Source organism: Pseudomonas botevensis, from assembly GCF_019145475.1.
Taxonomy (GTDB): domain Bacteria; phylum Pseudomonadota; class Gammaproteobacteria; order Pseudomonadales; family Pseudomonadaceae; genus Aquipseudomonas; species Aquipseudomonas botevensis.
Window position 1 is genome coordinate 404869 of the sequence record NZ_JAHTKI010000002.1, and the last position, 7368, is coordinate 412236.

Annotated in this window: 3 protein-coding genes; 1 reads left to right on the plus strand and 2 read right to left on the minus strand. The window is 49.1% G+C overall.

Going from position 1 to position 7368, the window contains the following annotated elements:
- Positions 1–170: 170 nt before the first annotated feature.
- Together KVQ74_RS05500 and KVQ74_RS05505 are read right to left on the minus strand one after the other, a co-directional pair.
- Positions 171–1337: a putative phage abortive infection protein gene (locus KVQ74_RS05500; RefSeq protein WP_217829973.1), complete on the minus strand. Its 1167-nt coding sequence runs from the start codon at positions 1335–1337 to the stop codon at positions 171–173.
- Between the two features lie 222 nt (positions 1338–1559).
- Positions 1560–6107 (minus strand): hypothetical protein, encoded by a 4548-nt coding sequence (locus KVQ74_RS05505; RefSeq protein WP_217829974.1) that lies wholly within the window; start codon positions 6105–6107, stop codon positions 1560–1562.
- Positions 6108–6197: 90 nt separating this feature from the next.
- Between KVQ74_RS05505 and KVQ74_RS05510 the strand changes: the two genes are divergently transcribed.
- Positions 6198–7360 (plus strand): IS3 family transposase gene (locus tag KVQ74_RS05510; RefSeq protein WP_217829975.1). Its coding sequence is split into 2 segments (ribosomal slippage): positions 6198–6453 and positions 6453–7360, totalling 1164 coding nucleotides; the frame shifts between segments, so codons are not numbered across the junction.
- Positions 7361–7368: the final 8 nt, after the last annotated feature.

Sequence of the window (7368 nt, forward strand, 5' to 3'; positions counted from 1 at the left end):
TCGTTATCGCAGCCTGACAGATACTCAACTCCAGATTATTCGCACACTGATTCGCCCGGGCGCCGCGGAAAATCCGTTTCCAGAACGATTGCAGATGCGCAATTGGCTAATGATTGAGAAGCAGTCGTTCGCTAAATCGGCCTTGCGCTTTTGAGTGAGCCAGTCTGTCTTCAGAACTCGTTTTCGTATGAAACATCAGGATAATAGGTCTTGTATCGAATTCCTGATAAATGGCCGCCAGGCAAGTTCTTGATTAAGTTGTATTTGGTTATGAGATTACTAGAGACCCCGGCTAAATCTGACACGTCAGCTTGGAATTCCCACTTCATTCCAAGACTAGAAATGCTATTTACTAACAACAACGCCTGCTCATATGTTGAGAGTTGTGCTCTGTACAGCTTGCCATAGGAATATTTTTCTTTCTCGCTTAAGTCAGGATGATCATTGAGATACGTATAACTTTGATATAGGTGTCGAAAGTAATGCCCCAGCCTAAACTGATGTCCACCATAGTACTTATTATATGCTTTGCTCATATCAAATTCGTGAACAAGGGGGAACGAGGATTTCGGTTGCGACGGCTGCTTCCTGGCTTGGTAAAGGTCGTCTATTACTTTGTGAAAATTTTCGTATGTCAATTGATTAAGTCGCTCCCAGCTCTCAAATCTGCTTGCGTTAGAGCGTTTTGGCTTAAGCCTTATAAAATAAATAAGCTTATAATAATAGTCCTTGCTGAACTTGTTTATTATATTTGCCTTTATTATTGCCTCCCCCTCCTCCCCCAGACCGAAAAACACTATAAGGAACGCCAGATCAATGGACGCCATCTCGATAATATCTATTCCGGGATTTTGCTTCACAGCTATTGATCTAAGTTTTTTCGCATAAACTGGATGGAGGTAGTCGAGCTCATTCTTGGAATTTGAGTATTTTCGAATTTCCCTGTAGCACTCAATAAATTCTTCAAATATCAGTCGGGCAACCTGTCGATTCTCATACATATCATATTCACCCCCCATGAACTTTTTGTATCTAAATTCGCTGACATTTTCTCGATAAAGTTTCAACATTCCAAAAAAAGAAGATTCGAATGCAGAGCGCTTATTTTCTTTGGTTTGCTCCTTGAAGTTCATGTAAATAAGTAAGGTTCCGGACAATGCGAAAAATGTACCCACGACCCCACCGACGAAATCCCCAAACTGGCCGGTTGTCGGATAGTCAGTAGGATTGAAGCTGAATATGGTGTAACCGTCAATGGTAGCCTTGCCCACGAAGCAAGCAAGAACGACAGTGCCACAAAACAGTAAAACGATTGCGGATAGTTGGAGAAATCTCATACCTTGTCCTTGGCGTAAAGCCTGTAAAATTACACATATTCACCCAATCTGAAAACTGAGGTGTTCGAAATTTCGCACTAGTACAGCCTCCGGCTTTATAGCGTCACCTCCTGTGAAGGCCATGACTGTTTCACTCCATTCCAGTGACCCTAAGGAGTTTCCGCTCAGTGCTTCCTTAATTGGCTGCTCACGAAAAAAAGCCAAGCACTCGAATTGAAAGAATTAAGCACAGAAATACCCTCTGATAAAAATCACATCCGGTACGGGTTGACCTACAAGTGTTTTCTTTCGATTATCCCCCTGCACTTTGATCGCCGTCTTTCTTAATTTTCTGAAAAGTGCTAAGAATTCCGGCCACTTGGTTTTATTTATGAATGTGTCAGATACCCGTTGATCCATGCAAAGTGTTGAGATAATCATACAGCGCCAAAATTCATCCATGGTCGTAGCAAGAGATATTTCTCGCATCCATGATTTTGCCCATTGAGCCGCATCGTGGGCGGCCTTGGCTTTTTGCGCAGCCTGGCCCGTGATTCCTTTGTCATCGAAGTGCTCTTCAATTACGGACAGCCATTCTTCTGAACGCTCAGAAAATCCAGCCACACAGATCGCGAAGCATTTATCCAGCGTGGATGAACTGCGCACTTTTTCTTGCACGAAGTTCTCAATAAATGTCGCCGCACCGAACCGCTCCGCTGCCGCAACCTCCCGAGCGAGAACTTCGTCATCCCCCGCGGTTAAGAGCCGCTCCTCCCAGAACAAGTTAGTCGTTGAAGAAGGAGCGCTTGACCAAATCGCTTCATGTTCAAGGGTCAGCCCGTCAGCCAGTTTATAGGTGATAAAGAACTGAGTTTTCTGAGCTCTTTTGAATAAACAAACTGCCACCTCGGGCATATCACTCGATATTAAATTAGCGACCACCAATGCCAAGTTTTTTAACCAACTAAATTCGGCATCACCTGCCTGCTCTAATATGCCAAGCATGGTTGGCAGCAGTGTGGGCACCGCTAGAGTCAGCAATCTCAGATCATCGATCGTCACATGCTCCGTAAAAAGCAGCGCGTTCGCCCCCTTCAGCCTCGCGAAAAAGTCATCGGAGATTGCACGGAGTCGATCTTGCTTACCGTAAAAATCTTCTTGAGAGCCAAATAATTCGGCGAAAACTTCTGGGTTGACAAATCGACTCGTCTCTTGCGCAGGTTCCTCAATTGACAGCATCGGATAGGGAGCTGATTCCGATGGTGTGAGCGTGAGCTGAACGCCCGGTGCTAAGATGCAACTAACCTCCTCAATTCCCAGCTCTAATCGCTGCAGGAAATGGGCGGCCAAAGGTTCCAGCATCTCTGAGCCAACGCGTTTGGCACACGTAAACCAAGTTTCTGGATGGACCCTATTTATAAGCTCTTCCACTTTAAGTTCATTCTTTTTGCACGCATCTGCTAGCAGGATCGCGCCATACCACCTCTCTTTAGTCTGAGTGTCTAGGGTACGTCCAGACCAACCACTAAGGACGTGGGCATCTCTGATCGTTTTCAAGTTTTCTAGGGCAGCCAACTCTAGCACGAACGCCCTCCCTCTTACCGTTGTCGACTGGTAGCAACGAAGTAATTGTGACTCAAGCTCCTCTGTGATGGGTGTACGACCGTATCGAGTAGCTGCGAGAACAGCATAAGTTTGCACCTCGTTGTCATCATCCAGCGCTAACTGCAGGGCTTTTCTGATTGCATCTGTGGATAGAGGCTTCAGCATTGGAATAACATTTAGCAGATAATCCGTGCCGAACACTGGATTACGCATGCAATCGAGCTGTTCCAGTGCTGATAGCTGTGGAGCCGCATACATGAATAAAAACATTCGCTGCGTATTTTGCTCGCGCCCGACAAGCGTAGCCACTACATCATCTTTGCCTTCAGTCATTCGTGCGATCAGCCGAAGAGCAATATCCCGCTTCATTAGAGGGGCGTACTGCATCCCATTTAGTATCAATTGACGTAACGGCATTGAAGTTCGAGTGAGAAGACCTGAAAGTACCGAGCGAGCCTTCTCTAGCGCCTCTTCAGGGGCGAAGCGACAGGCTACAGGTAGAAACTCCTCAAATTGGCGATCCCTCGCGCTGGACGTCATGGATTGAAGGACACAATCGGGGTCAATGGCATTAAAGCGTTCTAGCTCACTGACCATATCGCCGGGTCGCATCGCGTTAGGGTTAGCAACGCTTAAGTGCCGCCATTCACTCAGTGCGGGCATGGCCTGGCGCACTATCTTGTCGCGCAGTAAGCGGGAGATTTCCTCAGCTTCTCTAGCTGCTGATTCATCCCCAGTGGCAAGCAACATTCGTACGACAGTCCATTTTCCCCCTCTCGAGGTATCGGGTGATCGCAACGGTTCAATGGCTTTCAGAAAGGATTCCATCGCAGCTGCGCGGTCCGAACTGTTAAAGGTCGTCAAATGGTCAAATGCTTTCCGAGCCCCCGAAGTATCTATATCCATCGAGAGACCGAGGCCAAAGAAGATAAAGCTTTCAGCGAATTCCGCAAGAGGCCGACCCGCCAGAAGCTGAAGTGCGACGCTGTAAAGATCATCTAACTGACCTTCTACCGCAGTCATTTTTTGCAGAAGCGTGCGTTCGAAAGCAGACAGAGAGTCAAGAGTCGCCTGAATTTCGATCGTCTTTTTCTCAAGTCGCTGTGTTTGTTCTTCTTCCGTTTGCTTCGGATATCTACTCACCTGATCGAGTGCGTTATTGTTGTAGTAACGTAGCCACTTACGAACAGCCCCTGCGGCTATAGGCCAACCCTTATGTGACGCTGCAGTTGAGAACGCTGAATGAACGAACCAGTCGTAATTAAGCCTTCGTCTTGACTCAAGTGTGAAAACACCTAGCAATTCAAACAGTGCCGTCGCTTGTGTTTTGACAATCCCCGCGAACTCTTCGAATCGTTGATCATCAACGTTCTGCAGAGTAGAAAAAGCGTCCAGCAGAACTGCGAATATAGTTTGGTTGAAGCGAACTGAGTCGAAAGCACAGATCATCAAGGCGGCAAACACTACATCAACGGTCCGGTCCATTGCGTGAATGGGATCGATCAAGGTTGTCATTCGTTGCGAAAGGTCGTGGGCAGAGTGTTGCGCCTGCCAGAGCTGGTCAATGAGCGTATAACCGAGTGCCAGGGTCAGACCTTCCTCGCGAAGTTCATAAGTATCTCTTGGTCCATGGAGTGTCTGGAAAAAGCGCGTTTCGACCACCGCTATTGAGTCGGCCTCAAAATTATGAGGCGGCTCGTGTCGCATTACGCTGATACGCTCCAATACCTTTCTTGCATGATCGCTGAGACGTGCAGTCAGCTCTTTCAAGGTCTCTGATTCAAAGTTTTCCCGTTGTGAAGCTCGTAAATGCTCAAAGAGAAGTCTGTCAGTCGTGAGCCCTTTCCAGGCGAGAGAACTCGTGTGAGGCATCGTCGCGATTGCAACTCCGAGCAACCGGGGATTTCGAAGGGTGCAGAGGGTTCCCTCGTCAAGCCAATCATGGCGGATACCGTGATGCGTCAGTATTTGATCACGTTCGTCCGGTGACCACTCTGGCACCTCGATTTGTATTGGTTCGAAAGAAAGACCTGGAGCAACAATTTTTAACCAATATTGCGGGCGAGCAGTAACAACCAGACACCCGCCGATGGCGAATAATCTTTCCCTCAAACCATTTAGGATAAGGTGCCATCGCCGACTTTGTCGCTGATTGACACCGTCGACGACCATCAGTAATGGAAGAGCCGGCGGTTGATGTTTCCAAGCAGCAAATCGATGGCGCCACCTCAGTTTCACAGTTTCATCTGAGACATCACCAGTCTGACTTATCAGAAGTTCAACTATAAAGTCGTCGAGATCTTTAACGTTGACTTCATCAAATTGCTCTGCACTTGAAAAAAGAGCCAGACCTTCATGGTCCCAGCAGATTTGCGCCGCTAGCCAAGACTTTCCATGCCCCTCACCACCGGTTAAGACTATGGGCTGACCAATTTGCAGGCTGTCCTTGACCTGTTGCCGCAGAGTTGCCCGCAGTGGCAGTGAGCACGATTTGGCGATTACCAATGCTTGTCCTAACCGTTCTCGCGCGATGTGTTCAGAGCCAAACGATTCAATGCGCCATGTTTTATTCAGCTCGGTCGACCGTGCCGTTGCTAGAGTCGAAACGTTCAAATTCGACTTGAGTTTTTCCAGCAGGGTGTGAAACCGAGGGTCATTGGTGATGACTTCGAATGTTCGGGAAAGCTCTTGGCAATCAGGTTTTGGATTGCAATGTGTCATCAAAAAATCAGTAGCCTCATTAGCCGCCGCTACAGTGGCGATAGCCAAGAGGGGTAATGGATCAGCCCAATCAAGCATAAGAGTGGAAATAGCATGTTTGTCGCCGTCTTCTTGCAATGACTTCGCTAACTGCGCGGCAATTTCACTTGTCGCAGCTAGTACCCAGAGCCGGTCTGGTGACTCGCTCTTACGTGAAAGGTCTGCAATTTTTGTCAGGACTTCATTTCGAGGAACAGAGCCTGAGTAACGCTTTGCCTCGAAACACACAGCATCAATTCGCAATGCCGCATCACCATCTACCCCCCCTTGGAGACCACTTGCGGCTAATCTAAAAGGAACGCTGGTCAGTGCAGTAAGGACTACCCTGACAAATCCTTCAAAGCCTGTCGCTCCCGCTGCATCAAGCGATAGCAGTACGCCCTTGAGATATTCGAGCCGCTCTCTAGTCAACTCCTCGAATGACATTTTTCACAATCTCCTTATATTTTGGGTGTAGTGGTCTAATGAAACCGGACACCCATTTAGGCGAGAATGCTCGCCAGATAGAGGTGTCTGATGACCAAGCAACGTCGTTCCTTTTCCGCTGAGTTCAAACGCGAGGCCGCAGGCCTCGTGCTCGATCAAGGCTATAGCCATACCGAAGCCAGCCGCTCGCTTGGGGTGGTCGAGTCCGCGTTGCGTCGCTGGGTTAACCAACTCCAGCAGGAGCGCAACGGCGTGACTCCGCAGAGCAAAGCGCTGACGCCTGAGCAGCAGAAAATCCAAGAACTGGAAGCGCGCATTGCTCGCCTTGAGCGGGAGAAATCCATTTTAAAAAAGGCTACCGCGCTCTTGATGTCGGAAGAGCACGAGCGCACACGCTGATTGATCAGTTAAGCGCCCAGGCGCCAGTCGATTGGCTTTGCGCAGTCTTTGACATCACTCGCTCGTGTTACTACGCCCACCGCCTCAGACGCCGAACTCCGGACGTTGAGCGGCTTCGGTTGCGCAGTCGGGTCAATGAACTGTTTACGCAAAGCCGAAGCGCCGCCGGTAGCCGCAGCATCGTGTCGATGATGCAGGAAGACGGCGAGCAAATCGGGCGGTTCAAGGTGCGTGGTCTGATGCGGGAACTGAAGTTAGTCAGCAAACAACCTGGATCACATGCCTACAAACAAGCGACGGTCGAGCGGCCTGATATTCCGAACATTTTGAATCGAGAGTTTGAGGTGCCCGCACCCAATCAGGTCTGGTGTGGTGATATCACCTACGTCTGGGCTCAGGGGAAATGGCATTACCTGGCTGTTGTTCTGGATCTCTACGCGCGCCGAATTGTGGGCTGGGCGCTGTCGCGCAAGCCAGATGCCGAGTTGGTTATCAAGGCGTTGGACATGGCTTATGAACAGCGTGGCAGGCCTCAAGGACTGCTGTTTCACTCAGATCAGGGTTCGCAATATGGCAGCCGTCAGTTTCGCCAACGGCTCTGGCGTTACCGCATGCGCCAGAGCATGAGCCGTCGTGGAAACTGTTGGGATAATGCGCCGATGGAGCGCGTTTTTCGCAGCTTGAAAACTGAATGGATACCGACCGTGGGCTACATGACGGCTCAAGAAGCGCATCGAGACATCAGTCATTATCTGATGCATCGGTACAACTGGATTCGACCGCACCAGTTCAACGATGGGCTGGCCCCAGCTCAGGCCGAGAAAAAACTTAACGTCGTGTCCGGGATTAGTTGACCACTACA